Annotated in this window: 26 protein-coding genes; 16 read left to right on the top strand and 10 right to left on the bottom strand. The window is 61.0% G+C overall.

What is annotated here, in order from left to right; genetic code table 11:
- Positions 1–105 precede the first annotated feature (105 nt).
- The 9 genes from ACX80C_RS18630 to ACX80C_RS18590 all read right to left on the bottom strand — a co-directional run bounded on the left by ACX80C_RS18630 (position 106) and on the right by ACX80C_RS18590 (position 10,502).
- Entirely contained in the window at positions 106–1,002 is an 897-nt protein-coding gene (locus ACX80C_RS18630) for a golvesin C-terminal-like domain-containing protein (RefSeq protein WP_459327957.1), read from the bottom strand.
- Positions 999–2,480, bottom strand: a complete 1,482-nt coding sequence (locus ACX80C_RS18625) for a glycoside hydrolase family 30 beta sandwich domain-containing protein (protein ID WP_459327956.1) — start codon at positions 2,478–2,480, stop codon at positions 999–1,001. The genes ACX80C_RS18630 and ACX80C_RS18625 overlap by 4 nt, the downstream gene beginning before the upstream one ends.
- 166 nt (positions 2,481–2,646) lie before the next feature.
- The gene (locus ACX80C_RS18620) at positions 2,647–3,663 is read right to left on the bottom strand and encodes a golvesin C-terminal-like domain-containing protein (RefSeq protein WP_459327955.1); all 1,017 of its coding nucleotides are present in this window, start codon (positions 3,661–3,663) and stop codon (positions 2,647–2,649) included.
- Positions 3,660–5,144: a glycoside hydrolase family 30 beta sandwich domain-containing protein gene (locus ACX80C_RS18615; RefSeq protein WP_459327954.1), complete on the bottom strand. Its 1,485-nt coding sequence runs from the start codon at positions 5,142–5,144 to the stop codon at positions 3,660–3,662. Before ACX80C_RS18615 ends, ACX80C_RS18620 begins: the two co-directional genes overlap by 4 nt.
- A gap of 172 nt (positions 5,145–5,316) precedes the next feature.
- Positions 5,317–6,108: an SDR family NAD(P)-dependent oxidoreductase gene (locus ACX80C_RS18610; protein WP_459327953.1), complete on the bottom strand. Its 792-nt coding sequence runs from the start codon at positions 6,106–6,108 to the stop codon at positions 5,317–5,319.
- Between the two features lie 25 nt (positions 6,109–6,133).
- Complete coding sequence (locus ACX80C_RS18605; protein WP_459327952.1) at positions 6,134–7,339, bottom strand: mandelate racemase/muconate lactonizing enzyme family protein; 1,206 nt, start codon at positions 7,337–7,339, stop codon at positions 6,134–6,136.
- Complete coding sequence (locus ACX80C_RS18600) at positions 7,339–8,655, bottom strand: sugar ABC transporter substrate-binding protein (RefSeq protein ID WP_459327951.1); 1,317 nt, start codon at positions 8,653–8,655, stop codon at positions 7,339–7,341. The genes ACX80C_RS18605 and ACX80C_RS18600 overlap by 1 nt, the downstream gene beginning before the upstream one ends.
- A gap of 21 nt (positions 8,656–8,676) precedes the next feature.
- Positions 8,677–9,480: a carbohydrate ABC transporter permease gene (locus ACX80C_RS18595; protein WP_459327950.1), complete on the bottom strand. Its 804-nt coding sequence runs from the start codon at positions 9,478–9,480 to the stop codon at positions 8,677–8,679.
- Positions 9,481–9,605: 125 nt separating this feature from the next.
- Entirely contained in the window at positions 9,606–10,502 is an 897-nt protein-coding gene (locus tag ACX80C_RS18590) for a carbohydrate ABC transporter permease (RefSeq protein ID WP_459327949.1), read from the bottom strand.
- A gap of 105 nt (positions 10,503–10,607) precedes the next feature.
- Here ACX80C_RS18590 and ACX80C_RS18585 point away from each other — a divergent pair, with 105 nt between their 5' ends.
- The 5 genes from ACX80C_RS18585 to ACX80C_RS18565 all read left to right on the top strand — a co-directional run bounded on the left by ACX80C_RS18585 (position 10,608) and on the right by ACX80C_RS18565 (position 15,481).
- A complete protein-coding gene (locus tag ACX80C_RS18585; RefSeq protein ID WP_459327948.1) occupies positions 10,608–11,303 on the top strand; it encodes a GntR family transcriptional regulator in 696 nt (231 codons plus the stop codon).
- Positions 11,287–12,201, top strand: a complete 915-nt coding sequence (locus ACX80C_RS18580; RefSeq protein WP_459327947.1) for a sugar kinase — start codon at positions 11,287–11,289, stop codon at positions 12,199–12,201. Before ACX80C_RS18585 ends, ACX80C_RS18580 begins: the two co-directional genes overlap by 17 nt.
- On the top strand, positions 12,198–12,806 hold the full coding sequence (locus ACX80C_RS18575; RefSeq protein WP_459327946.1) for a bifunctional 4-hydroxy-2-oxoglutarate aldolase/2-dehydro-3-deoxy-phosphogluconate aldolase: 609 nt from the start codon (positions 12,198–12,200) through the stop codon (positions 12,804–12,806). Before ACX80C_RS18580 ends, ACX80C_RS18575 begins: the two co-directional genes overlap by 4 nt.
- A 171-nt stretch (positions 12,807–12,977) precedes the next feature.
- On the top strand, positions 12,978–14,453 hold the full coding sequence (locus ACX80C_RS18570; RefSeq protein ID WP_459327945.1) for a glycoside hydrolase family 30 beta sandwich domain-containing protein: 1,476 nt from the start codon (positions 12,978–12,980) through the stop codon (positions 14,451–14,453).
- 2 nt (positions 14,454–14,455) lie between these two features.
- Complete coding sequence (locus ACX80C_RS18565) at positions 14,456–15,481, top strand: golvesin C-terminal-like domain-containing protein (protein ID WP_459327944.1); 1,026 nt, start codon at positions 14,456–14,458, stop codon at positions 15,479–15,481.
- 155 nt (positions 15,482–15,636) lie between these two features.
- Here the strand turns inward: ACX80C_RS18565 and ACX80C_RS18560 are convergent, their stop codons facing one another.
- Complete coding sequence (locus ACX80C_RS18560) at positions 15,637–16,989, bottom strand: reverse transcriptase family protein (protein ID WP_459327943.1); 1,353 nt, start codon at positions 16,987–16,989, stop codon at positions 15,637–15,639.
- Positions 16,990–17,363: 374 nt separating this feature from the next.
- Here ACX80C_RS18560 and ACX80C_RS18555 point away from each other — a divergent pair, with 374 nt between their 5' ends.
- From ACX80C_RS18555 to ACX80C_RS18505, 11 genes are all read left to right on the top strand, one after another.
- Positions 17,364–18,350 carry an ABC transporter ATP-binding protein gene (locus tag ACX80C_RS18555; RefSeq protein ID WP_459327942.1) on the top strand — a complete coding sequence of 329 codons (987 nt, stop codon included), beginning with the start codon at positions 17,364–17,366 and terminating at the stop codon, positions 18,348–18,350.
- Positions 18,347–19,252 carry an ABC transporter permease gene (locus ACX80C_RS18550; RefSeq protein WP_459327941.1) on the top strand — a complete coding sequence of 302 codons (906 nt, stop codon included), beginning with the start codon at positions 18,347–18,349 and terminating at the stop codon, positions 19,250–19,252. Before ACX80C_RS18555 ends, ACX80C_RS18550 begins: the two co-directional genes overlap by 4 nt.
- Before the next feature lie 32 nt (positions 19,253–19,284).
- Complete coding sequence (locus ACX80C_RS18545; RefSeq protein WP_459327940.1) at positions 19,285–19,407, top strand: hypothetical protein; 123 nt, start codon at positions 19,285–19,287, stop codon at positions 19,405–19,407.
- A gap of 35 nt (positions 19,408–19,442) precedes the next feature.
- Complete coding sequence (gene lxmK, locus ACX80C_RS18540) at positions 19,443–20,555, top strand: class V lanthionine synthetase subunit LxmK (RefSeq protein WP_459327939.1); 1,113 nt, start codon at positions 19,443–19,445, stop codon at positions 20,553–20,555.
- Positions 20,552–21,487, top strand: coding sequence for a T3SS effector HopA1 family protein (locus ACX80C_RS18535; protein WP_459327938.1), 936 nt, complete (start codon positions 20,552–20,554; stop codon positions 21,485–21,487). The genes lxmK and ACX80C_RS18535 overlap by 4 nt, the downstream gene beginning before the upstream one ends.
- A 68-nt stretch (positions 21,488–21,555) precedes the next feature.
- A complete protein-coding gene (locus tag ACX80C_RS18530; RefSeq protein WP_459327937.1) occupies positions 21,556–21,738 on the top strand; it encodes an LxmA leader domain family RiPP in 183 nt (60 codons plus the stop codon).
- 90 nt (positions 21,739–21,828) lie between these two features.
- Positions 21,829–21,984 (top strand): LxmA leader domain family RiPP, encoded by a 156-nt coding sequence (locus tag ACX80C_RS18525; RefSeq protein ID WP_459327936.1) that lies wholly within the window; start codon positions 21,829–21,831, stop codon positions 21,982–21,984.
- Positions 21,985–22,116: 132 nt separating this feature from the next.
- A complete protein-coding gene (locus tag ACX80C_RS18520; RefSeq protein WP_459327935.1) occupies positions 22,117–22,710 on the top strand; it encodes a flavoprotein in 594 nt (197 codons plus the stop codon).
- The gene (locus ACX80C_RS18515) at positions 22,707–23,588 is read left to right on the top strand and encodes a hypothetical protein (RefSeq protein ID WP_459327934.1); all 882 of its coding nucleotides are present in this window, start codon (positions 22,707–22,709) and stop codon (positions 23,586–23,588) included. The genes ACX80C_RS18520 and ACX80C_RS18515 overlap by 4 nt, the downstream gene beginning before the upstream one ends.
- Entirely contained in the window at positions 23,585–24,853 is a 1,269-nt protein-coding gene (locus tag ACX80C_RS18510) for a M16 family metallopeptidase (protein WP_459327933.1), read from the top strand. Before ACX80C_RS18515 ends, ACX80C_RS18510 begins: the two co-directional genes overlap by 4 nt.
- The gene (locus ACX80C_RS18505; protein ID WP_459327932.1) at positions 24,850–25,791 is read left to right on the top strand and encodes a hypothetical protein; all 942 of its coding nucleotides are present in this window, start codon (positions 24,850–24,852) and stop codon (positions 25,789–25,791) included. The genes ACX80C_RS18510 and ACX80C_RS18505 overlap by 4 nt, the downstream gene beginning before the upstream one ends.
- The last annotated feature ends 8 nt before the right edge of the window (positions 25,792–25,799 follow it).

The raw sequence follows: 25,799 nt of genomic DNA, 5'->3' as shown, positions 1-25,799 counted from the left end.
GTCCTTTCGAGTGGGATGTGAGAGTTTCCTCGAAGGACCCACGGTGACCGCGCCCCGTTCGGGCGGTACCGGTCACCAGCGGGCGTTACACCACTCTAAGGGGCACTACTCATACTCCGTCCCGGTCACCTCAGCCACCGGCCTGAACTTCCCGCCGCTCTTGTTGGAGCGTTCGATACGGTAAGACGTGGCATCTCGTGCTGGCAGCCACTTCAGCGACGGATTACCGTTGACGTTTTCCACGACGAGGCCCTGAACTGCCGCGAGAGGGACGCCCGCCTTGAGAGCTGCGTTGACGGATCCGGAAGCCGGCCCCAGACCGCTGGGGTTCTGGCCACGGACAGAGTATGTATACGTCTTCCCCAGGTCCAAGTCCAGGTCGATGTAGGCCGGTCCATTCTGCTGAGACAGTTCCTGGGGCGTCCCACCGTCCGCCGTCCGGCTTACAACGTAGCTCTCCGCGCCCTCCACCGGGCTCCAGGAGAGTTCCACATAGTTTCGCCCCTCTACCGTTTTGACGCCCGACGGGGCGACGGTCACAGGCGGAGGAGGAGTGGACACCCTGATGGCGTCGGCCATGATGTGCAGCGCCGGGCCACCGGTGGTGCCGGGCACGTCTGCTACCCGCAATTCAACGAACTCGTCGCTGCTTCCGTTGAAGGTCAGTGGACCGCGACCCAGCTGGCGCCACTGCCCACCGGATAGGCGGTGGTCGAGCGTGAACTCGGAGACCGTGCCAGCGTGGTGTACGCGGTACTTCACCTCGGGGGCGCGGTCCGCTCGTCCGTCCGGCAACCAAACGCCGACGATGTACTCGCCGGCGGCCGGCACTTCAAACCGCCAGCGAGCGACTCTCGAGGCGGCCGAGTGGACCGAGCGGTTAGTGGTCCGGTAGTTGGAGCCGTAATAGTTAGCGGCGAAGGAGGATGTAGCCCAGGTCCCCGTTATCTCGGCCTGCGGGTTGTCAACGATTATCTCGACATTCTCTGCTGCCGTGTTCATGCCTGCTCCGTCCAGAATTCGATCGAGTATGCCGGGACCTCAAGAGTGAGTGTCGCGCCGGTCGTGACACCAAGGTCTCCAGCCTCAAGGTCGTGGGCGTATCGGCTACCAGCAAACCCGGATTCGACACCCGTCTCGACCTTGAAGGTGTAGGGCTGAGCGGTGCGGTTGGTGACAACAAAGGTGCGCTGACCGTTGGGAGCGATCCAGGCCATGATCCGGTGATCACCGCTCACTGTCGGCTCATCCACCTCAACCCGTACCGAGTCCCACGGCATGTGCCGAAGGAAGCCGGCCAGTCCGTTCCAGTTCATCGGATTCCAGGTCCAGTGGCCCTTCGGCAAGTCGGGGAACTCGGAGAAATCGTCGTCGTCCCATGGCCGCCAGAACCCGAGTGAATACCCTACGCCTTCGGCGTTGTAGGTGGGCTTCAGCGCGTGCAGCCACACCCAGGTCGGCGAATCATGAAACACCATCCAGTTCATGATGGACTGCGCGGTGTTTACGGTGCACCACTTCGGGTCCGGCCAGGAGAAGTACTCAAATTCGTTGTTGTAGACAGCTCGGCTTTCCGTCTCCTCGCTGTAGTTGCTACGGCCAGGCAGCAGCTCGTTGGTGTTGGTACCGATTCGGTGCCAGGTCCACCCATCGACAAGGGCCAACGCATCCTTGTCCGCACGGATTTCCTCGCTGCCATAGCCGAACTGGCCACTCCAGCTATTGGCGTGGATGCGCACGTGAGGGAAGTTCTCACGTATGCGGCTGGCAACCGTGCGAAACGCGTTGTAGTACAGGTCCGCCGTGTAGGAGCAGGTTGAGTACGGCTGCTCCTGTGGTGGTTCGTTCTGCAGACCCCACCAGGACACGGGAAGATTGTGATCCTCGAGGTACCGCACGTCCTGAACAAGCGCATCAGCGAACTCGGAAAGGAAGTCCTGATCGCCGCTCTTGAGCGTCCCCCGGATGTAGGAGTCGGTGGTCTTCCACGCCGGGGTAGGCGACCAGTACTCCGCCATAATGCTCTCGGTTTTGCCGTGCTTGACCATTTCAGCGAGCTCATCCATCTGCTCGGGCCAGCGACCGATGACGTTCTTCTTGTCCTCGGTCAATCCGCGCAGGTATAGACCGAGGGCGAGACGGCAGTAACGGAAACCGCGGTCACCGCCGGCGCGAAGCATCTCGTTGTAGAAACGATGACGCTCGGAATTGACCAGATCGTGCGGAACAGATGTCTGCGCTTCAGGGAGTCCGTTGTTTCCTGAGCCGATGGAATCGCTCTGAATTTCGTAACCGAGGCCGAGGATAGTTTGCCGATACCGCTTCCATTGGATGCTGAACGCGTCACCCTCAGCAGCTCGGACGGGCCGATAGGGGCCGGATAGCACTAATGCGGAGGCCCCCGCTGTGCCTACTGCGCCGCCGACAAACGCGCGGCGACTCACGGTGCTTCTCATAACTGCTTGCTCTTCATTGGGCATACGAAGACGATAGACGGAATACGAAATACGCACAATGGGTTCGTCTTATATTTCTCGGATTCTTCTCGCGTCGTTCTGGCGTTCACCGGAGAACGGGGTGTGAAGACAGAAAGGGAGGGCGTGGAACGCATCTCGCATTCCACACCCTCCATCCGAACCGATAGACCTAGCGGTCCAGAGAGGTCCAGTTCACCTGCCAGGAGCTGAGAACTGCAGCTCCATTCGCGTTCACGGCCCGAACGATGTAATGGCCCTCCCTCGGCGCTTGCCGGTCCACGAACTCGGTCCCCGTCACCTCGCCGACTGTCCTGAACTTTCCGCCGCTCTTGTTGGCGCGCTCAATGCGATAGGACGTCGCGTCATGAGCTGCCCTCCACTTTAGCGAGGGGTTGCCACCGACGTTCTCGAGCACCAGCGCTTGAACCGCCTCCAGCGGAACCCCTTTGACTGGGCTGGCTGTTATGGGAGTGGACTGGGGCCCGACTCCTACTCCATTGATCCCCGCAACCCGATAGGCGTAGGTCTGACCTTGCGCAATGTCCAGGTCCAGGTATCCCTTCGCACTGGACTCACGCAGATCCTCGAATTCGCCGCCGCCTGCCTTCCTGCTTAGGACGTAGGAGTCGGCACCTGCCAACTCGTTCCAGTACAGCTCGATGTAGTTCCTGCCCGTCCGGCTGCGGAGGCCGGAGGGTGCGGAGGTCAACGGTGGCGGCGGCGTAGCGACACGGGCGGCATCGGCCATGATGTGGCCGCCGCTGACGACGTCAGCAACGCGCAGTTCGAGGTACTCTTCGCTCCCGCCGCTGAAGGTCAAGGGCCCTCGCCCCAGTTGCCGCCAGCGGCCGCCCTTCTGGCGGTGATCGAGCGTGAATTCAGAAACCTTGCCCGCATGGTGGAGCCGGTAAGGCACAACGTCGGCCCGGTCGCCCTGCCCATCGGGCAGCCATACCCCAACGACGTACTCCCCCGCAGCCGGCACGGTGAAGCGCCAGCGAACAACGCGCGGTTGCTCCGAGAAGGTACTGCGCCGGGTGGTCCGGTAGTTCGTGCCGTAGTAATTCGCGGCAAAGGATGACGTTGACCACGTACCCGTAATTTCCGCCTGCGGGTTATCGACAATGATTTCCACATCGTTCTGGGTGGTCACTGGCGCCTCGCTCTCTACTGATGTGGTGTTCATGCCTGCTCCGTCCAGAATTCGATTGAGTAGGCCGGCACTTCAATGCTGAGAGTCGACCCTGCTTTGGCGTCCAGCGCATCGGCATTGATGTTGTGCGCATAGCGGCTTCCAACGAAGGAAGCTCCGTCTCCTACCTCGACGGAATAGGTGTACGGCGTGTCGGTGCGGTTGGTGATAACGAAAGTCCGGTTGCCGTTAGGTGCAACCCACGCCATGATCCGGTGGTCGCCGTGCAATTCCGGCTCATCGACCTCAACACGAACTGAATCCCACGGCATATGCCGCAAGAAACCGGACAGGCCGTTCCAGTTCATGTAGTTCCAGTCCCAGTGACCCTTCTTGATATCCGGGAACTGCTCGAAATTGTCGTCATCATACGGACGCCAGAAGCCCAGCGAGTAACCCGTTGCTTCGGAGTTGTAGGTGGGCTTCAGCGCGTGCAGCCAGACCCAGGTGGGCGAGTCCTGGAAAACCATCCAGTTCATGATCGACTGGGCCGTGTTCACGGTCCGCCACTGCGTATCCCCGGGACTCCAGGGCTGGTACTCAAACTCGTTGTTATAGACAGCGCGGTCTTCGCTCTCACGCTGCATGTCGTTATTCATCTGGTAGTTGCTGTCATACCCGATATGGTGGTGAGTCCAGCTATCCACCGTTGCCAGCGCACCCTCATCGGCACGAATTTGGTCGCAGCCGACGCCGAACTGCCCGTTGAGGCTGTTGGCATGAATCCTGACATCGGGGAAGGCTTCCCGGATTCGCGTGGCCGTCGTGCGGTAAGCGTGGTAGTACATATCCGGGGTGAAGCTGGCCCCGGAGTAGCCGTCGCCAACGATGTTCGGTTCGTTCTGAAGGCCCCACCAAGAAACGGGGCAACCGTGATCCTCCAGATAGTGCACGTCCTGGACAAGCGCGTCGGCAAACTCAGAAAGGTATGCCTGGTCATCACTCTTGATCGTGCCACGCAGGTAGGAATTCGTGGTCTTCCAGGCGGGAGCGGGAGACCAGTATTCGACCATCATGCCTTCGGTCTTGCCGTGCTTCATCATCTCAGCCAGCTCGTCCATCTGCTCTGGCCAGCGACCGATGATGTTTTTCTTGTCCTCAGTCAGTCCCCGAAGGTAAAGACCCATCGCCAGACGGCAGTAGCGGAATCCACGGTCCCCGCCGGCGCGAAGCATCTCGTTGTAGAAGCGATGGCGTTCGGACTTTACAAGGTCATGAGGCACCGATGTGTTCTCATCAGGCAAGCTACTGTTGCCCGATCCGATGGAGTCGCTCTGAATCTCGAACCCGAGACCAAGGATGGTCTGGCGCTGTCGTTTCCACTGGACGACGTAGGAGTCGCCTTCTGCGGCATAGACCGGCGTGTGAGGTCCGGATAGCACAAGGGCTGCTGCCCCCGCTGTGCCTATTGAGCCACCGACAAAAGCACGGCGACTGACGGGATTACTCAGTAAGGTTTGCTCTTCATTGGGCATGACAAAGACGATATATGGAATACGAAATACTTACAAGGGTTTTGCAGGAAATGAAGAATTTGGTCTGGATGTGACTCACAAATGGTGCGGCGTCGTCGTTCCGGGGAAAGCGTGAACCTCGTAAAGCAAGACTGCGAACGCCTGTTTCGCCCGCAAGCACTTCAGAGACGAGTCAGCTCTGCACGGTCGACGAGTTGAGCCCGAGCAACGCACGGGATGAGTCTCGAAGCGTGCCCGCTCCCGTGAGGAGGTTCGCTCCGCCGTCGACGACCAGTTCACTGCCGGTGATCCTTCTGGCGGCGGGGCTGATCAGGAAATCCACGGCGGCAGCGATGTCTGCCGGCTCTACGAGCTGCCGGAGGGGAGTAGCGTCGGCAATGCGCGACCGGTCTTCCGGGTCTGACCGCGACCGTGTGTGTTCGGTCTCCGTCCACCCGGGGACCACCAGGTTGGCGCGGATGCCGCGATGACCGTACTCGGCTGCGACCTGCTTCACCAGTGCCGTGACACCGGCCTTCGCGGCGCCGTAAGCGGGGAAGCCGGGGATGGGGTTAGCCGCATGCACTGACCCAAGGATGCACAGAGCGCCGCCCTCATCGCCGAAGCAACGCAGAGATTCGCGCATGAGCAGGAACGTTGAGGTAAGGCACGAATCAAGGCACTGTGACCATTCTTCGGTGCTGAGCGACTCGAGGGATCCGCCGCTCGTGGTTCCGGCCGCGTTAACAACCGCGTTGAGCGTGCAGCCCTCGGTCAACTGGGCGAATGCCGCCTCAACGTCCGCCGCATCAGCCAGATCAGCCGCCCTGAAGCGGGTCGAACCGCCGAGTTCTTCCTGCAACGCTGCAAGTCCGTCAGCGTTCAGGTCGAGAAGCCCGAGGGAGTAGTTGGGGGCAAGTTGCCGCGCGATTTGCTGCCCGATGGAGCCTGCGGCTCCCGCGAGAATAACGAACGGCTTCTGCACCCCCAACTCCTCCTGATCGGAACTACTACTCCACAAAGTACGTCCTGACGATGTCCCAGTCGAGTTCAATACCAAGCCCGGGTCCCGTGGGAACCGCCAGCGATCCGTCCGTCATGCGGAACGGCTCAGTGGTGATGGTATCCCGCAACGGGTTCGGCAGCTGGTTGTACTCGTAGATCCGGAAGTTCGGGATAGCCGCGGAGAGATGAAGCGCCGCGGCCACACCGATCGCCGACCCGACTCCATGTGGGGCCACATCCACGTGGAACGTGCCCGCGAGTGCGGCAATCTTCACACTTTCGGTCAGACCACCCGCGCGTGCCAGGTTCGGCATGATGACATCGACGGCCCCGGCTGTCAGGAAGTCACGGAAGTCGTACCTGGTGAAGAGCGTCTCGCCGTTGACCAGCGTCATCGGCAGGGCATTCCGGAGCCGCTGATACCCGGCGATGTCGTCGACCTGCAGCGGCTCCTCGAACCAGGTGATACCCAGTTCAGTGAGCGCGTGGCCAACCCGAAGCGCCACATCAGAGGTGTAGGCACAGTTCAGGTCGACCAGCAGCTCAACCTCCGGACCGATCGCTTCCCGCACCGCACGGGCGTGTGCGACGTCGGTTTTCAACCCGCGGCCAAGCTTCAGTTTGAGTGCGTTGAAGCCGTTGGAGACAAACTTCAGGGCTGCTTCGGCGGACTGTGCCGGATCTTCCAGCATCGGCACCGGGCTGGCGTACACCGGAACGGTCCGGCGGTGGGGGCCGCCAAGCAGTTCGTACACCGGCCGCCCGAGGGCTTTACCCTTTGCGTCCCACAGTGCAAGGTCGATGCCGGCGAGGGCCTCAAGGAAGAATCCCCTAAGGTGCCCCCCGCCGCTCATCGAGCCGAACACCTTGGACCACACGTAGTCATTCGCCAGCACGCTTTCTCCGATGAGGAGCGGCGCGATGATGTCGCGGACAACCTGGGTAGTTACCTTCGGACTGGGAAGGCCGTAGCACTCACCGATTCCTTCGATGCCGGAACTAGTCCGGATCCGGATCAGTGTGGAGAACTGGCCCGAACGCTTCAGGGTACGGTGACTCGCAGCAGGGTGAACGAGCCACTCCGGAACTTCCTGGCCGGGGTAGAGATTCTGAAAGGAAGCCGTGAGCGGTATCGCTTCGACGGAAACGATGACGTGATCCCGGGAAAGCGCATCGCTCGCCTCAAGCAGCGCTGTATTTTCTAGTGACATCAGCCGACCAACGCCTGCATTTCTTCCGCAGCAGCATCAAGGGCATCCTGAGGGCTGGACTGACCCGTAAGCGCCGCCTGAATCTGCGTCGCCAGGATCGACTCCATCTGCGCATAGTTCTCAAACTGCCACAGCGGGTTTGGCTCCGCGCTGTTGGTGATGGATTCCTGCCAGGCGGTGCTGTAGGCGTCCTCGGCGAAGGCTGGATCTTCGAGTGCTTCTTCGACCGTGGGAGCCGAGCCGATCTGCTCGTAGCGGGTCAGGGCGATTTCCGGGTCGCTGCTTACGTAGCTGGCGAAGTCGGCTGCGGTCTGAACGGAGCCATTGTCGAAGACCACCAGCAGGCCGCCCCAGGTCAGCGACTGGGGAGTGTCGCCTTCCTCCACGACTGGCCGTGCCACGGGAACTGTAGCTTCGGCCAGGGCGGGATCTGAAGCCTGGTCCTTGATCGTGCCGCGCACCTGGTTTGCGTCGTCGAAGAAAGCGGTCATTTCCTGTGCGAAGAGCGTGCGTGCCTCAGGCCGTCCAACGTTGAGGCTGATGAGCTCGTCGTCAAGCAGGCCTTTGAGCCAGGTGAGGGCTTCAACTGCGCCTTCGTCGTTGACCGCAATGGTCTCGCCGTCGACAATCTTGGATCCGAAGGTCTTGAACCACGGGATGAAGTCCTTGACCTGCTCCGGCTTGGTGGCCAGAGCGTAAGGAACATAGTCAGGTCCCAGTTCATCCACCGCGCGCAGCGCTGCTTCGAACTCTTCGACGGTTACGGGAGCCTCGGAGACGCCGGCTTCCTCGAGCAGGGCGCTGTTCGAAACCAGGCCGATGGATCCTGTGTACCAGGGCAGGCCGAGCTGCTTGCCGTCAACTTGGCCGGTCTTCAGGGCAGCTTCGGTGTAGCCCGCACCTTCGACATAGCTGCTCAGGTCCACGAGGTTTCCAAGCTGTGCGAAGGAATTCAGATCAGCGATGTCAACCTGTGCAACACCGGCGATGTCGTTGCTCCTGGAGCGCAGGAGAACCTGGTTCCGGTATTCGGCGAACGGGTAGGAGGAGAAATCCACTGAGATGTCTTTGCCCTCGGTGAAGCTTTGCGCTTCATCCTCAAGCAGGGGCTTCTGGGCCTCTTCACCGTAGTACCAGCTGGTGAATGAGAAATCCTGATACTCGGCTTCTGCATCCGGGCTCGGAGCCGAAGCCTCGCCGGAGCCTCCACCGCAGGCGGCGAGCATCATGACGGAGAGTGCCGCGGTTGCGACTACCCCAATTTTCTTTGCCTTGCGGGCAGCTGTGAAATCGCTGCTCTTCTTTGATAGCGACATTGCGTTTCCTTTCGGTTGTTGTTAACCCTTGACCGCGCCCGAGCTAAGTCCCGCGACGAAGTATTTTTGTAGAGAGAGGAAGACGATGATGATCGGGATCGAAGCAACGAATGCCGCTGCCATCAATTCGGGCCACCGATTGCTGAATTCACTGAGGTAGGTGTTGACGAGGCCAGGAGGAAGCGTTCGGGTCATGTCGCCTGAAAGGGTCAGGGCGAATACGAAGTCGTTCCATCCGCGGATGAATGCGAAGAGACCGGCCGCGATCAGGCCCGGTGTCATCAGGGGCATGAGGATCTGGTGGATGATGGTCCACTGACTTGCGCCGTCGATCTTCGCGGCCTCGATAATCTCATCGGGAATATTGTCAAAGACACCCTTGATCATCCAGATACACAGCGGAAGCGTGAAGGTGGTGAACGCTATGATCAACGCCGGGTAGGTATTCAGCAATCCCAGCGAGCTGAAAAGCCCGTACATCGTGATGAGCAGCAGGATGTGGGGGAAGAGCTGCGAAGCCAGGATGATGAACATGAACGACTTGCGGCCGCGGTACTTGAACTTCGAGAAGGAGTACGCGCAGTACATGCCGATGAACACGCTGGCCACGGCTGTGATCGAAGAGACCAGGAAGCTGTTGCCCACGAACTTGAGCAGCTGGCCGCTTTCGAAGATGGTGCCGTAATGCTCGAACGTTATGTCGGTCGGTAGGAAGCGGGGCGGGAAAGCGAAGACGGCGTCGTTTTCCCTCACGCTCGTCACCACGAGCCAGTAGACCGGCGCGAGGGCGAAGAGTGTGATGAGAGTCAGCGAGATGCGGCGCAACCAGCTGATCGTTTTGGATTCACCGGTTGGGCTTCTACGTTTCCTGGAGGGTGGCTTTCCTACGGCCGTTCCGGGAGTGGTCCTTTCATCCTTCGCAGACGTTCCCTTAAGTGCTGCAGGCGAACTCATGCTGCACCCTCCGATCGATTCAGGTAGATGAAGACGGGCGGCAGGAGCAGGACCAGCCAGAGTGCCCCGATGGCGCCGGCCATGCCGAGGTCAAAGCCCTTGAATGCCATTTCATAAACGGCGAGTGAAAACGTTGTTGTGGCACCTGCGGGACCGCCGCCGGTCAGGACGTAGATGATGTCGAAGTGTTGGAAGTTCCAGATGAACTCCAGGAGAACCACGACAGAAGCGACGGGCCGAAGCCCTGGCCAGGTGATGTGCCGGAAGCGTTGCCAGGCATTCGCGCCGTCAACCCTTCCCGCCTCGCCGAGTTCTCCGGGAAAAGACTGCAGCGCGGCAAGGATCATGACCATCATCCAGGGGAATGTCGCCCAGGTTCGCGCGACCACGGCCGCGGTCATTGCGCCCGGGCCGGTGTCCAGCCAACCGATATTCTCGGAGATGAAGCCCGAGGCACGAAGCGCACCGTTGAGGACTCCGTAGTTGGCATCGAAGATCCAGAGCCACAGGAAGGAAACGACGACGCCGGGCAGGACCCACGGGAACAGAAGGACCGAACGCAGGGCTGAACGCCCGCGCATCTTCTGGTTGAGGCCAAGGGCAGCGATCAATCCAATCAGAAAAGGGGCCACGGTTGCCGGCAGGGCGAAAGTCAACGTTGTGACGGTGAGGGGCCACAGACTGTTGGTGAATGCTTCCCTAAGGTTCTCCAACCCGACGAATTCACCGGTTCCGGTAAGAAGGCTGGAGTCGAAGAATGCCTCAGTCAATGCGCGGATCAACGGATAAATGATGACCGCCAGCAGAAGCATGGCAGCGGGGACGGTCAGCAGGAACGGAAACAAGCCCGAATGACTCTTCCGTGGTGCTGGTCGTGTGGTTATGGTCGTCACTGACCTATCCTCTTTCCGTATGGGTGATTGCGTCTACGGTATACGATCTACCTTAGATGTCAAGATGTGGCATGATGTGGGTAACAAAGTTTGAGAGGGGACTTCATGAACTCCGTTGCTACAGGTGGGCCGCTCCTGGTCGAGACCAAAGCTTCGCTGGTGCGCAGCCGCATCGAGTCAGCAATTGTCAGCGGCGCGTTGAAGCCGGGCGACCGCATTGTGGTGGATGAGATCGCACGGGACCTTGGTATCAGCAAAATTCCAGTACGTGAAGCCCTGTTCAGTCTCCAATCTGCCGGTTTGGTGGTACAGACCCCGCATGCGGGCGTGAGGGTTGCGCCTCTGAAGCTTCGGGAGCTTCGTGCCGTGTATTTGCTTCGGGAGGAGACGGAAACACTCGTGGCCCGACTGGCAGCCGGCGCCATTACTCCCCGGGCAATCAAAGCTCTGCAGACAACTAACGATCAGATGGGCGAGTGTCTGCAGCGCGGCGAAATCGAGTCGCTCGCTGACTTGAACACGGAGTTTCATTTGCTGATTGCGAGAGCAACAACCTATGAATCGCTGGTTGAAGCGGTAACGGACTCCTTGCGCAAGGTGCGGCGTTATCGCGCAGTCGTATCGCGTCTGGCTACAGACTGGACCGCCGCCGTCAGCGAACATAACGAAGTCATCGAGGCGCTCAAGACCGGCGATCCCGACATTGCGGGTGCTGCCGTCCGCGCCCACGTCCAGAACCAGAGACAGATTGAGCTCGCGATCGAGTTAGCCAAGGAAGAAGCAAGTGCGCTCCAGTCCTGAGGTAATCACCATCGGGGAAACGATGGTTCTCGTTTCCCCTGCCTGTCCCGTCCCGTTGGCATCAGCCGAAGAGTTTCGACTTGATTGCGGTGGCGCTGAATCTACTGTCGCGCTGTACCTGGCGGAGGGCGGGCACAGTGTGGCATGGGTGTCCAGGCTCGGCTCCGGTCCCCTCGGGCAGCGGATTCTTGATCTTCTAAACCGCCACAATGTGGAGACACAATGGGTTGCAATCGATGATGGCGCGCCAACCGGCGTCTACTTTAAGGACCCGACTCCAAGCGGCAGTACCGTTCATTACTACCGTTCAGGATCTGCCGCATCTCGCATGACTCCAGCCGTTCTGGATGGGCTTCCACTCGATCAGGCCAACATCGTCCACTTCTCGGGTATAACACCCGCGCTCTCCGGTTCCTGTCGTGGGCTTGCCGACACAGTGACGACGACGATGGCCGGCCATCCGGGGCTGCTCTCCTTCGACGTCAACTATCGGCCGGGCCTATGGTCGATCGAAGACGCCGCCGATGTTCTTCTTAGGTATGCAGGCAGCGCGGACATCTGCTTTGTTGGTCGGGACGAGGCCGAACGCCTCTGGGGTACAACCACAGCCGAAGCGGTCCGCGAACTACTGCCACAACCTGCCCGCCTGGTCGTCAAGGACGGGGCGGTGGGCGCTACTGAGTTCAGTGCAAGCGGAGCTTGTTTCGTGCCCACCCCTGCCGTTGACGTCGTCGAGGAAGTCGGGGCCGGCGATGCTTTCGCCGCCGGGTACTTGTCCGGCGTGCTCACTGGCCGGGACAGCGAAGGCTGCCTCTCGCAGGGACACCGCTTTGCCGCCCGCGCCCTGACTACCACCGGCGACTTCAAACCACTCACAGTGAACGGAACTTTTCGATGACACTCACCTTCGATGAGCTCTTCTCTACGAAGCCGGTCATGGCCATCCTGCGTGGTTTCGGCCCGGACCTCACACTGGAGTTAGCGCGCAAAGCGTGGGACTTGGGTATCGACTGCGTCGAGATACCGATTCAGAGTCGCCAAGATTTGCAGGCCCTGCGCCAAGTGGCCGAAGCGGCCCAGGGCCACGGCCGGGTAGTGGGCGCCGGGACCGTCATCAGTGTAAAGCTCGTCGAACAAGCGCGACAGGCGGGCGCCGCATTCACTGTAAGCCCTGGACTCGACCTCGCAGTGGTTGAGGCGTCCGCGTCAATGGGCATGCCTTCGTTACCGGGCGTCGCGACACCAACAGACATCCAGATTGCGGCCCAGCACGGCCTGCGATGGGTCAAGGCTTTCCCTGCCTCAGTTCTCGGTGTCGGTTGGTTCCGTGCTATTCGTGGACCATTCCCGCAATTGAAGCTGGTCGCCACGGGAGGAATTGATGCACGGAACGCGCGCACCTATCTTGATGCAGGAGCCGACGTGGTCTCAGTCGGCTCTGCGCTCTCCGATCCTGAACAGTTGCCGCTCTTGGCGGAACTGACGGCTGGCACCGCACGCTGAATCAGCTGCTGATATGGTTCTACGCCCGCACCGCGCGGCACTTCGCGTAACGTCCGGCCGCGGGGTGTCGCTTCGCACCTCAATATGTCGCTCCACCCGTGGGCTCGGATCAGTTTCCGTAACGTTCACGAAATCGTTGACCGTATTTAGTATTCCATCTACTGTCTACTTATGCCCAAAGAAGAGCACACATTCCTGAGTAATCCCGTTGGCCGCCGTGCCTTCGTCGGTGGCAGTCTCGGCACCGCAGGTGCCGCTGCCATGGTTCTCGCAAGTCCGTCCCGGCCGGTACAGGCCGCTGAAGGCGACTCCTACGTTGTTCAGTGGAAACGGCACCGGCAAACTATCCTTGGGCTCGGCTACGAGATCCAGAGTGACTCGATCGGGTCGGGCAATAATGGCCTGCCCGACGCCCAGACATCTGTCCCGCATGACCTGGTGAAACCCGAGCGCCATCGCTTCTACAATGAGATGCTGCGGGCCGGAGGTGATCGGGGGTTCAGGTACTGCCGGCTTGCCATGGGCCTGTATTTGAGGGGCCTCTCTGAGGACGGCAAGAACATCGTCGGGCGTTGGCCGGAACAGATGTCTGAACTGGCCGAGATGGTCAAGCACGGCAAGACCGAAAGCATGATGGTCGAGTACTGGTCGCCCGCACCGCACTGGAAGTCCAACGACTCCTACATCGGCGGTACGTTGAAGAGCGGCGACCAGGGATTCCTCTCCGAGTTCGCTGACGCACTGGTTGGTGACGTGGAATTCCTGGAGCGCAACAACCTGCCGGTGTCATGGTGGGGTCTGCAGAACGAGCCCGAGTACTCCACTCCCTATAGCTCCTGCGTGTATGGAGATGATCTTTATTACAACGCCTTCCGTACGGCAGCCAGCCGGCTCCGGTCGCAGTTCCCCGGAATCCGCACCCACGTCAACAGCAATTACGGGCATACCGGTCCGGGCGGTGAGATGATCCTTGAGGATCCCGCAACACTTTCCCTGACGGATGCGTGGACCTGGCACCGAATCGGCTTCGACTCCAATGACCAGATCAACAAGGACTTCAGGGACGGGGCCGGACCTCGTGCCGCCTTCAGCAACGAGTTCGAGTATCAGCCGTGGAGTCCGGGAGACACGCAGTGGCGGACGGTCAACACGGCGCAGTCCATCATGAACTGGATGGTCTTCCAGGATTCACCGACGTGGGTCTGGCTGCATGCCTTGAAGCCCACGTACAACTCCGAGGCCACCGGCTACTCGCTTGGCTTCTGGCGCCCGTGGGACGACGACAATTTCGAGCAGTTCCCTGATATCAAAAAGGGTCACTGGGCCTGGAACGACATGAACTGGAACGGCCTGTCCGGGTTCCTGCGGAATATGCCGTGGGATTCCGTTCGCGTGGAGGTCGATGAGCCGGAAATCAACGGAGAGCACAGAATCATGGCGTGGCTTGCACCCAATGGCAAGCGCACCTTCGTGGTCACAAACCGAAGCGACCAGCCCTATACCTTCCAGGTGGACGTCGGGGAACGCGCAATGTTCAAGGGCAGCCGCTATGCACACGACCTGAACGCAGTTCGCGTCGGCGAGCAGCAAGGCCCTGCGCTCAGCCTTGACGTACCGGCATACTCGATCGAATTCTGGACGGAGTAACAATGACCACCACAATCCCAGAGACCACAGCCACGGCTGATGGAGATGTCGAGATCATCGTCGACAATCTTCAGGCCGATATCACAGGCGGCGCCTGGCGTACCTCCACGTTCCAGCCGAACTACTACGGCTCGAACTACCACTTCACTGACCGATCGGCTTTCTCGGCGACGTCCCGCGTTGCCCGGTGGCGTTTCAACGTTCCTGCTGCAGGGGAATATGTGGTCAGTGCCTGGCTGCCAAATGGAAGCGGGGACCGGGCGCCCGCAGTCAAGTATCGTGTCCACCACGGAGGGCAGATTTCTGAGTTCACCTTAGACCACCGCGAAAGCGGGGGCCGCTGGCGTCCGCTCGGAGGCCTGCTTCAGTTCGACGGCTCAGACAACGAGTTTGTCGAGCTACGGGTTGCGGATGTGCCGGGAGACCTTGGTGGCCCCACGACCTACATTCATGTAGACGCTGTCAAAGTTGCAACGCCTCCACCGCCCGTGAACACCGCTCCTTCCAATCTTGCTGTAGCCGAAGGACGCAACTACCTCGAGATCTCCTGGGACGCACTGGAAGACGCCGAAACCTACATCCTCAGCAGGTCGGTCGACGGCGGACAGACCGAAGTGGTCGCCGAAACGCCCAGCAGTGCTTACCTCGACCTCGACGTTCTGGTCGGCAAAACGTACACATACACAATCCGGGGTGTGAACGTCGTCGGTGACGGACCGGAATCGTCAGCGCTGAATGCTGCGCTCACTCCCGGTGCGCCGTTACAGGCAGTCCAGGGGCTCGCCATCTCCAACGCCGACCGGCGCCCCGTCCTTACCTGGGACGCAGCACGCGACGCGACAGCGTACCAAATCGAGCGAGCCAACAGGAGTGGCGGAAGGTACAGGGTGATCGGGGAGACAAGCGGCACCGAATGGGTCGATAGGTCCCGCCCGAGGGAAGCCTTCTACATCGTACGGTCCTTGAACCAGCACGGAGCTGCTGAGCTCAGCTCCTGGCAGGTGAGCTGGAACTGGGAGCTCAGCTAGCCCACTTCATCTCACTAGTGCCGGAAATGTTGAATGCGTCGATCATTCAACATTTCCGGCACCAGTAAATCAATTCGGCGATGATTGGCTGAACCACCAGCTATCGGGAGGCACAGTCCGGCGCAGACCCCGTTCGGAAGAAGCGGTGGCCGCTCTCACCACTCGATGCTGTCGAAGCTCTCCCGCAGCTTCAGTCCCCTCGTCGGATTGAGCAACTCCATCCAGGCAACCCGGCCGAGGAGATGCGCGCGGAAGTCGTGATGGCCCGAGCGGTTCTGGGACTCCGGTCCGTGCCGCACGCAGTTGTGCAGGATTGCCTTCAACCGTTCGTACTCCGGACGGCTCGCGTTGGCGCGTTCGTTGACCACGATTCCGGTGACCGTCTGGCGCACGCTCGAACCACGGACTCGCGTCTTGTGCACATTCACCAGGTGGCCTTCCGCTTCGATGATGCGCGTCGCGCCGCGCACGAAAGCATCCGCCCGGCGCGCCAGCTGGTCACCGCCGCTGAACGCGAGGTCATCGGCGTAGCGGGTGTACACCGCGCCGGCCGCGGTGGCCCAGCCTTGCAGCCGGAAGTCCAGTCTCCGCACGGCGAGGTTGGCAAGCGCAGGCGACGACGGCGCCCCCTGGGGAAGGTGCGGAAGCGCAAGTGCCCGGCGGAGTTCGAACCGTTCGCCCACGGCGCCTCCAGCGGGCGCGTTGCGCGCAATTCCCGGCGGCACCGAATGCGTGCAGAGCCCGGTCAGCGCGTGCGCCACCGGTTCGGCGAACCCGGCCTCACGGAAGATGCCATACACCCGTCCGGCGCGTACCCGCGTGAAGAACGTTGCCAGGTCCAGGTTGATTACAACCCTGGCGCCCTCATGGAAACGAGCTCCGGTTGCGGCGCTCCTTCCGGGCAGGAATCCGTGCGCCGCGCTGTGGACGCTTATGCCCTCAAGGATCCCGCGGAGCACAGTCCGCTGGAGCTCACGGAGCCTTGGTCTTGGGACTTCCAGCAACCGTGGCATCCTGCCCGGGCGTGACCGCCACTCGTACCGGTAGTGGTGCAGCCTTTTCGAGTGGGCACGACGGTTCCAGTGCCGGGTGTCCGCGAACCAGTCGAGTTCGCCTGGAGGGAGGCGAAGCAGCCGGGCAAGGTCGGAAAGGTCATTTAGGCCGCGCGGCGCCCGAACCGGGGTTGGCGCGAAGTGCGCAATCCGGATCGGGACGCCGTTTTTGGTCGCCCGGGCAACCGCGGCCCGGAAGGAGTCATTAAGTACGACGACGGCGGCCAGTTCCCGAGGCGCGTCAACTGGCGGTTGCCGGTAGAACCGCAGCACCTCCGTGGCCACCGGACCCAACCAACGTCGGCGTGCGCCGAGAACCTCGGCACCGGCCGCCAGGAGTCCGTTCTTCGACCAGTCACCCGTCGCGAGGAACGCGTGGGCGAGCGCGGTTGCAATCGCAACCGGGCTGGGGTGGGGCGTCCGTGCGAGGACGCGGGCGCCCGCCGTCGTCGTCATGATGTCCCCTCGCTCCCCCGTGTAAGGACGGTGACCCCGGACGACCTGTCTCTCCGTTCGGGTGCCTGACTGCGCGAAGCGCAGCGTCGCACCTGAGGCGCTCTGTGTGAGGTCTATCTGCGTCCCCCGGGGTAGCCCCGGAGAGGATGGAACACCGCGTGCGCCATCCGCCTCGTTTAGGGCCACCGCCCACGCTCACGCTAACGGATTGCGTCCTGCATAGGAACCTTTGTGCTCCGGGTGGACGACGCACGGCGGCGCGGATGCCTGAACTTAAGGACACTCCGAACCTGTACCGAAGTACAACAGCGCAAGTCGCAGCCCTCCGTAATGTCAATGGTGTCAAGAGAAACAAATGATCGCGAGGAGGGGAAATGCTTGGTCTTCAGTTACACGGTGTAAGCCGTAGCTTTGGCGGCCGTGAGGTTCTGCAGGACGTAGACCTGAATGTTGCACGCGGCGAAATCGTCGGTTTCATTGGCGGCAATGGTGCAGGTAAAACGACCACGATGCGACTTATCCTGGGGCTTCTTACCGCCTCACGTGGACACATCACGTGGGATGATGCACCCATTACCGCGGAGAACCGGCGCGCCATCGGCTATATGCCGGAGGAACGCGGTTTGTACCCTGAGATGACCGTCCATGATCAGCTCGTGCATTTCGCCCTCCTGGAGGGCAAATCCCTTCCCAGCGCCCGCGAAGTAGCTGCCGAATTGATTGATGCACTGGGACTCAGGGGCCGTGATCAGTCACCTGTTCAAGATCTCTCGCTCGGCAACCAGCAGCGAGTACAGCTCGGCGTCGCTCTGGTGGGGAATCCAGCGCTCCTGGTTCTTGACGAGCCGTTTTCCGGGCTCGACCCGCTGGCCGTGGAGACCATGGCCGATCTGATCCGCAAGCAAGCTGAGCGTGGCGTCGGAGTCCTATTTTCGTCGCACCAACTGGAACTGGTCGAACGCATTTGCGACCGCGTCTGTGTGCTCGACCACGGCCGGGTGGTCGCCAGCGGACGCGTCGACGATCTTCAGGGCGATTCCTCGTCTCGCTGGCGTCTGACGTTCTCCCAGGACGTCAGCGAGAACTTCGCCGCGGAGCTTTCGATCATCCCAGGCATCGTGCCCGCTCCCGTTCAGGACGATCCCAAATCGATCATGATTGCCATCGACGGGCGTGGACACGATATCCCGGCAAATGTTCTGCAGGCTGCGATCCGACGAGGTGGTCTCCGCAGTATCGAGCACATCCAGCGATCGCTGGCGAGCATTCTCACCGAACGGCTTGATGCCCGTTCTCTGAGCGAGGCAGACCCGGCCACTATGAACACGCCCCAGCTCTCAAGTATTGGAGGAGCACGATGACTCTCACCGCCACACGTACCACCGCACATGCTTCAACATCATCCGTCGATGCCGGTGCTGCCGGCATAATCATTCGACGCGAACTCCTAACTCGCCTCAGGAACCGCACCATTATCGTTGCTACTGCGGTACTGGCGGTCCTGGCCGGGATCGGCGCCGGCGTTGGGGGATGGTTTCTGGTCGATGCCCGCCAAGGCAGCACACTGGCGATCGACACGCAGATCCTCTTCGCTACTGCCATGATTTCTGCGCTCCTTGCCGCGCTGGTGTATTCGTCACAAAGCCTCGCCTCAGGAGTCGTGGAGGAAAAATCCTCCCGCATCGTCGAGATTCTCCTGACCAAGATCGGCGTCGCACCGCTCCTGGCAGGAAAGATGATCGGAGTCGGTCTCGTCACCTTCATGCAGCTTCTGGTCATCGGAGGAGCCGTGGCCGGCGGATTCACTGTCGTCGATGGGTGGTCCATTCTTGAGGTGCAACTCGGCCCGAGCCTGCTGTGGTTCCTGATCTGGTTCCTGCAGGGCTTCATGGTCTTCGCGACCCTCAGCACGCTGCTCGCGTCCACTGTGTCTCGCCAGGAAGATCTCGGAACGGCATCAACGCCGCTTTCGGTCCTTCAAATGGCATTACTGGTCATCGCGCTATACCTAGTGCCCCAATACCTCGAGAGCACCTGGGTACAAGTGCTCTCCTTCGTCCCACTGTTCTCGTCCTATCTGATGCCCATGAGATTCGCACTCGACGGCGTCACCACGGTCGAGATGGTGATCGCTGCAATCATCGCGGCAGTTGCAGTGCCAGTCCTGTTCCGCCTCACGACGCGGATCTACCGGAATAACGCTCTGCGCACCGGATCGCGGGTCTCATTCCGCCAGTCCATCACGTCCGACAACAACACCTGAGTCCATTCAGTAACAACCGAAAGGCCATCACCATGAACACCCACCACTCCTCGAAGACCGCAAGCGACAGCAATGTCAAGAAGCACCTCAAGAACGCGGCACTCCTTATCGTCGGCATTGTTATCGCGTACGCCGTCGTGACGCTGTTCTCCTAATCCCTTCCTCCCACATCAACAGAATTGAGTCCGTCATGACGCTCACGGCAATTCGCCCTAAGTGGCACACTGACCCAGCACTTCGGCGGGTGGTCGACGCTACAGTCGAGCTGCTTGCCACGCGAGGGCAGCACGAAGGCGTTACCGAGATCGCGCCTCCCGGCTTTGCAGGCCGCAACGGTGCGTGGATCATGACGCTCGACTCGGGTAAGCGGGTCTTCGCGAAGCAGATCTCGTTGGATAAAGCCGGTTCCACAGCGTTCGATCGGTCAATCCAGTTCGCATCTTTCGCGCAAATGCATCCACAACACGCCGCCGCCAGCGCACGGCTGATCGCAAGCGACGCAGAACACTCCCTGCTCGTCTTCGAGTACTGCCCAGGCACCAGCCTCGCCAAGCTCCTCGTCAACGAGCGTATACCTGCCAGCTTCTCCACAAACGTTGGAAAGCTTCTCGCGCGGCTCCACTCCGGGCCGATTGAGGGACTTCACGAAACGAACCACCCGAGTCCGCCCTTGCCTATGCTTCGATTCGGGATTCCGCAGGAGCGGTATGTGCAGTTCACTCTCGCGGAAATACGGTTCTGGTCTGACCTGCAGCACGACGCCAAGCTCGTCCAGGCCGCGACCGACCTGCGCGGCTGGGAGAGCGAGCACCAAACCGCACCCATCCACGGAGACCTCCGTCTGGACCAGTTCCACATGCGAGGCGAGGAGCTGCATCTCCTTGATTGGGAGGAGTTCGGGCGGGGAGATCCCGCTCGAGACCTCGGAACTCTCGCCGGCGAGTGGATCTATCGTGCAGTCCTCGACACGGTCACAAGCCGTGCGGGAGCCGGCGCTCCGCCCTTACGCTTCGACGCCGCGTCGGCCACACGACGCATCACCGAACGTATGCAGCATCTCGCACCGCAGATCCGGCAGATGTGGGCCGCCTACCAGGCACAGGCAACCCGCCCCGATACGGATCTCGCCATCCGGGCCACCGCACACCTCGGGTGGCATCTCGTGGATCGAACCATTGCCAGGGCATCCCATGTGGCCCAACTGCCTGGCATTGAACGGGCCGCCGCCGGTATCGGCCGCAAAATCCTGCTCGCTCCCGCCCGCTATACCGCTGCACTCGGATTTCAGGAGCCCTCATCATGATTACCGCCTCAGACACAACGTTCGCCTCTATGCTTGCCGGCACGAACCTCGCAGTCCACGGGTCGGGAACCTCGGCGATTGTCATGGGCGATCGCATCGAAGCAGCCAGTCCCGCGGAACTACGGTCACAACTTTCGGCTGCGATCTACACCAATCTCCATATCCGTCATCCTGGCATTGAGGGGCAGACAGATACGGTGCAGGACGCGGATCTTATCGCCCAATTGTGCGGCGCTGTCCCGCATCAGCAGATTGTCCAGGCCGTCACTGAATCAGATGTTCAGGCCTCGCTCGGCCCGGGCCATCGCACGGTCATGATGGACAGGCTTAAGGTCTTGGTCGCCGATGACAAGCTCGTACGAGATGACAGCGGCGTGGTTGTCGGAGCGCGGTTCTCGAGCTGGCGCACACGAACCACTCCCGGTTACGTCCTCGCGCTCAGCCAACGCAGCATCAGTGCGGGACCTGTGGTGCGGCTCTATCTCGCCCGTGACAGCGTCGAACAAACGCTGGCGGTGTGGAGTTTACTCCTGCGCGGTCTCGATGAGGCAGGTATCGCCTATCAGGCCAAGGCTCTGTCGAGTATCGCGGCGCATCCGCGTGCCGACGCCGTCGTCGTCTACACCGCCCGGCAAGACTTGGCAGCAGCAGCGGAGGCAACCACCCACGCCACCAAAGCAGCCCCATCGGCAACGCTGCCACCGTCCGTATTCACCCGCCGGCTCACAAACGACGTCACGACAGCGTACGAGCCGGTAGATCCGCGACCTGCGTATCAGCGCCTGAGCTTCGGTCAGCACCGCTCACGAGTGCTTGCTGATGCGCTGATAAGGGCCGCAGCCGAGGGACGCACCGTGACCTCCACCTGGGAAGAGGAAGCCCACGCGGCCCTCATTGATCCGCACACTCCAGGGCGGAATCTCAACAGCTAACCCACAGATTTCCCGGCACCGCCGGGGGAAACCATAAAACCGCCTCATCCTAGGCACCAACGAAAGGAATGACCATGACCGCCATCAACACCACCGACGTCCGGGCTCACAACCTCAACGACCTCGCCGAGGGCCACGACACCTTCACGACTGTTGACGAGATCGGTGGCGACGCTGCCACCGACGCTCCCGCCACCAGCCCCTTCTGCGTGGGGATCATCGTGGGCGCCACGCTGGGCGCCGGCTGCTGACCCCAGCCTCACCTCACTAATACCTAAACGCTAAAAGTCTCCAAGAACCGCAACTCCACACTCACAAACCAAACATCAAAGGAAAATACTATGTCGAACTCAGCCGCCCTCGCCGACCTCGCCGAAGGTCACGACACGTTCACTACTGTTGACGAAATCGGTGGCGACGCCGCCACCGACGCCCCCGCCACCAGCCCGTTCTGCGCAGGCGTACTTATCGGTGCCACGCTGACCGTAGGCTGCTGACACCCTTTTGGCACGGTCGGCGCTGGTCACAGATCAGCGCCGACCCCAACCAACGCCTTACGAGCGATTTCTCCAGGAGAAAGGGCACCAATGAACTCGAGCGCGAACGTTAACAGGCCCATGATCAGCAGTATGACACTCGACAAGTTCGGGTATGCCCGCGTGGTTATTGTCCTGACTGGATCCGCCATGACCCAGGTTATGCCGTACTGGATTGACTGGGCTCGCAGTACCGCGCCCGGCACCACATTTCGTGTCATCGCGCGCGACAGCGTGTACAGATTCACCACCCGCCACAACATCGAGTCGCGTCTTCGGTCGCAGGTGCAGAACGATCGCTGGGAAGACGAGATTATCGCCAGCCACGTCGAACTCGCCGAATGGGCTGACCTCATCCTCATTTACCCGGCGACCCTGGACTACGCCTCGCGGTTGGCGCACGGGATCACCGATAGTCCCTCGCTCCTGGCAGCACTCTCCACAGAAGCGGTGGTCTGCATCGCTCCCGCACTTCCACCGCGCGCGTGGGGTAATCCCGTGGTCAATGAGACGTTCCGTCTGCTGCGTCAGCCGGAGAACTTTATTGTGATTGACCCCGTTCCCGGTCCCAGCGAGTCCAGCGACTCTGCGCTGGCATGGATACCGCCAGCGCTACCGATCGTGCTGCGAACTCTCGAAGAGCGACGTACCCGCAATGAGCCGCCTGTTGCTGCCAGGAGCGCATGATGTCCTCAACGACCACCGATCCGGTGCGGCTTCGCGAGAGCAGCACCGGGCTGCTGCAGACGACCGTCACCGCCGGAAAGAACGGAGCGCTTTGGACCCACCATCTTGGTGAAATGGCCTCGTTCCCGTTCTCGTCGCTCTCTATCCGCCTCGACACGCCGCTAGACTCCATCACCTTCGGAATTGGTGACGCAACGCGGCGGGCCTATCAAACATCGACAACAGCGACTGTGCCGGATCTGCTGGCCACCGGGGAGAATGAAGCACTCTTCCTTGTCGGCCGATGGTGGGGGCAGGCCCTTAGCATGCTGCATGCGAATGCAGATGCAGATGCAGATGCAGACACAATGTCCATTCCACCACGCACACTCACGCGTGCGCAGGCGTGGACCGCCGGCCAATGGCCTGTCGTCGGTGGCATCATCGGCGACGACGGGCTTAGAACGATCCGAGCATGGACAGAGGACATGCTCAAGCAAGATCACAATCGTCTGGTCGTAGTCCACGGCAGCCCGGGGATGGCACACTGGACGGTTGCTCCGGATGGGTCGCGTGCCGCGTTGCTGACCGGGGAAGACACTGGGTTCGCCGACGCCTCTTATGACGCAGTGTGGGTTATGGGCGAGCTCGCCGAGTTGCACCACTTTTATCCATCTATCCGGCCGGGCATTGCCCGACTCCGACAAGGATTCCAGGACGGCCACGGCACGCTGCCTGATCCAGGGACCATGCGCGTCGGGATCGCCTTTCGCCTCCTCCAGCACGCCTACGACTGGCACCATTATGCGGGTGCGTCGATTGAAAATGCCCAGCTGGTCATACGCCTGGCGGACTCATACCTGCGCGGCCCCTCGACCTCGAACGGAGAGCCATCTTGAAAGTAGGCACATCCGCCCCAGCGTTCCAGATCCGTGGGCATCATGCCGAGCTTCGAAAGCTTCCCAACGGCGCCCGGGTTCTCGCGATTCACGATCCCCAGGCACGTAACAGTACTGTCGCTCTGTCCATCCATGCAGGTATGCGCGATGAGGTTCTGCCCGAGGAAAACGGCACGATGCACTTGATCGAGCACATGGTTTATCAGGACAGCGCAAGGCTCAGCGGGGAAGACCGGCAGCGTCAACTCGCTCGCTCCGGCTCGGTTCTGGGCGGTCACACGCATATGGATTACACGGAGTTCTACGAAACAGGCTCCACGGAAAGCATCCATTGTGTTGCCGACCGGCTTGTCGACCAAGTCTTCTTCCCGGTGTTCCGACAGGAACAGATCCGTCAGCAGATTGAGGCGGTTGCAACCGAACGGCGGCGTCGACTCGCACCAGCTCCCGGTCATCAGCTTCCCTGGCCGCATCTCACAGGAAAGTACTGGCGAGACCACGCCAACGCACATGACGGAAGCGGCGACACAGACCTTGCTGAACGGGTGAGCCCTGCAATTCTCCAGTCAATTCATCGACGCCTCTACCGCCCCGACAACACCGTCCTGGTAGCCCTATCACCCGAGAAACCTGACGAGACCGTTGCACAGCTGATGCGAGCCATTGGAGTGATCGAACCGGATAAAATTGACCGTCCCGTGAAAAGGCGCGTGCAAGGGCTGCCAGTGTCGCAGCGAATCGATCTGACTGAGGACACGCAAGGGAACCGGTCCAGACGTTTGTCGGCCACCGGCGCAGCCCCATCGTCCACGATCACCCCCGACGTGCTCGGTGATTTGCTCGTTGCCGAACTCCTCGCTGTGCAGGCGGGCCTCGACGCCAGCGCCGGATTGTTCGGACCAGGCGACATGACCGACGACGACCTCTTCGTCGTCGTCGATGACACGGCCTTCGATATGGACCCGGCTGAACGGATTCGAGCAGTCACTGTCGCCGATGAAGAACTTGTCCACCACATCGTGGCTCGTGCTGTGTCCCGTGCAGAGCATCTCACCAGCGACGACGCACGGCTGACGCGCACCGTTGCCCGGGATGTGCTTTTGCGCAACACAACCACATTTGCGACAACCCTCGTTGACTCGCTAACAGGTCTCCTACACACTCCCGACGACGCGCGATCCTTGATCCTCATCGCCAGCGAACGCCTCGCTGGTCAACCATTCGTCTGCCTGACACTTCGCTCCCAAACAGAAAGGCCCTCATGACCACCTCATTGCCCGGTCCCCTACGGCCTCTCATCGTGCTCGACCATCGATCTGCTTTCGCGACGGTTGCACTCGCCTGGCGGACTCGCCAGCAACCGAATGAGGCCGCCTCCGAGTCGCAGCTTCGCGCAGCGCTCGACCGGGCAGGGCGTGCCCGAAGTGTCCGGTTACGTCCCGTGCAGAGCACGTGGTCAAACACTTCCGGAGCCGCCCGCCTAATCGTCTCCCTCCCCGAGGACGGCTTCCAACCCTGGGGCGATAACGTCATCCAGGAGCTTCATTCCCGGCCGGAATCATTCAGCATGCCTGCGATCGCCGCCGTAGGCTCCGAGCGCGTCGCGGAATCTACACAGGCGCTGGCGGGGGATCTGCCCTCGAATGACCTCAAGATCAGCCCTGTCCCGAGCTCCATGAGACAGACGCGGCAGCAGGGCTTCGAGCAGACGGTCATCACCGGGGCTGACCCCTCACCTCATGCCGGGTACGCCGCCACCTTCGTCGCGCTCTGCGCCCTTCTGGCCGGCCCGAACCTCAACCTGCAAATTGCCCTTAACCGAGCCGGAAACCCATCAACAGTCTCCATCAGCCGCACCTTGGACCGCGGCTCGCCAAGCATCGTCTGGACCGTAATCTCCAAGGCGGAGCAAAGTCTTCACACTCTTGAACTCGTCTTAGAGATTGCCTGCGACCTCGCCCGTAACGCGATCGCCGGACCGGCTCCCGTGACCTCGTTCGCGCAAGCCAACGTGAACCGGCCGTGGACCTCACCGAGGGATGTTGCACAAGCCATGGTGGAGTACGAGGTTATGGGGTGGGGCGGTCATCTCATCCGTGAACCTGATACTGCGCTTCAAAACGTAGAGTCAGGGCTTAGACGGGCGTTTGAAGGACTGCTGATGCCTGTTGCCGACGTCCTAGGGAAGCCGATATCTCTCTGACAAACGTC

It is taken from the genome of Arthrobacter tecti, assembly GCF_054511355.1.
Note: the sequence above shows the minus strand (reverse complement) of the source record. Positions and strands in the feature narration are given on the sequence as shown.